The sequence below is a fragment of the Tautonia rosea genome (assembly GCF_012958305.1).
Lineage (GTDB): Bacteria > Planctomycetota > Planctomycetia > Isosphaerales > Isosphaeraceae > Tautonia > Tautonia rosea.
In genome coordinates, this window is record NZ_JABBYO010000048.1 from 1 (window position 1) to 1,234 (window position 1,234).

2 protein-coding genes are annotated in these 1,234 nt (G+C 67.9%); both read left to right on the forward strand.

Features of this window, described 5'->3' with window-relative positions:
• The first annotated feature begins 104 nt into the window (after nt 1-104).
• Nucleotides 105-482, forward strand: coding sequence for an IS1 family transposase (locus tag HG800_RS26775; RefSeq protein WP_206352491.1), 378 nt, complete (start codon nt 105-107; stop codon nt 480-482).
• The gene (locus HG800_RS26780) at nt 415-1,224 is read left to right on the forward strand and encodes a hypothetical protein (protein ID WP_206352492.1); all 810 of its coding nucleotides are present in this window, start codon (nt 415-417) and stop codon (nt 1,222-1,224) included. Before HG800_RS26775 ends, HG800_RS26780 begins: the two co-directional genes overlap by 68 nt.
• Nucleotides 1,225-1,234: the final 10 nt, after the last annotated feature.

Consider the following 1,234-nt stretch of genomic DNA (forward strand, 5'->3'; position numbering starts at 1 on the left):
CCTGGTGACTTAATAGTGTTGCACGATGCCAGCCTGATCGACTATTCCTCGAAAGGGATGCAACTCGGCATCCACCATGAGGATCGCACCACCGGGCCGGCACCATGGACGACCTGTCTCACTTCTGCTGCCTGAATTCCGACTGCCCTGACCACGGCAAGCGGGGGGCCGGGAACCTGACCGTGACCGGCCGCTACGGGCCCGGGAAGGCCCGCCGCATGCTCCGCTGCCGCACCTGCAAGTCCCGCTTCTCCGAACGCAAGGGGACGCCCCTGTTCGACGCCCGGCTCGCCCCGGAGAAGATCGAGTCGGTTCTGGAGCACGTCGCCGAGGGCTGCGGCGTGCGACAGACCGGGCGACTCTGTCGGGTGGCCCCCAACACCGTCGCCCGCTACAGCCGACTGGCCGGGCGGCATGCCCACGACGCCCACGACGAACTCGTGGGCCTTTCCCCCCCTGACGGCCGAGGTCCAGTTCGATGAGAAGTGGGCCTTCGTCGCCAAGAAGGAGGCGAACTGCGACCGCTCCGACCCGGCCGATGATCACAAGGGGGATTACTGGGATCACGTGGCCTTCGATCCCGAGCACCGCCTGGTCGTCGCCGTCGTTCCGGGGGCCCGGACGATCGAGAACACCGAGGCATTGGTCGAGCAGTTCCGCCGCCGGACCGGAGGGCGGCTGATGCGGTTGATGACCAGCGACGCCTATGCGGCCTACGAGACGGCGATCCTCGACTGCTATGGGGAGACGGTCGACCCGCCCCGCACCGGCAAGCCGGGCCGTCCCAGGGCCCCGTACAAGGTCGCCCCGCCGGGCCTGAACTACGCCGTGGTCGCGAAGCGACGGGAGCGGGGCCGGGTCGTCGAGGTCGGCACGCGGGTGGTCTTCGGGGCGGTGGCGGCGGTGCTGATGGCCTTGGGGCTGTCGCGGGTCAGCCGGGCGATCAACACGGCGTTCGTCGAGCGTCAGAATGGGACGGACCGCCACCGCAACGCGCGGAAGGCCCGCAAGACGTACCGCTTCTCGAAGGACTGGCGTCATCACGAGGCAGTCACCTACTTGAGCCTCTATAGCTACAACTTCTGCTGGCCGGTACGGACCCTGGCCGTGGTCGATGGTCGGGGCGGCCCGCGGAAGCGGAGCCCGGCGATGGCGGCCGGACTGACCGATCATGTCTGGTCTTTGTCCGAATGGGTATCACGCCCCGCTGTGCAACGTTCTTGAGTCACCAGGT

What these genes read in the sequence shown, in the direction of transcription:
- HG800_RS26780 (WP_206352492.1), top strand. Translation starts at nt 415, where the DNA reads ATGCCCACGACGCCCACGACGAACTCGTGGGCCTTTCCCCCCCTGACG.
- HG800_RS26775 (WP_206352491.1), top strand. Translation starts at nt 105, where the DNA reads ATGGACGACCTGTCTCACTTCTGCTGCCTGAATTCCGACTGCCCTGAC.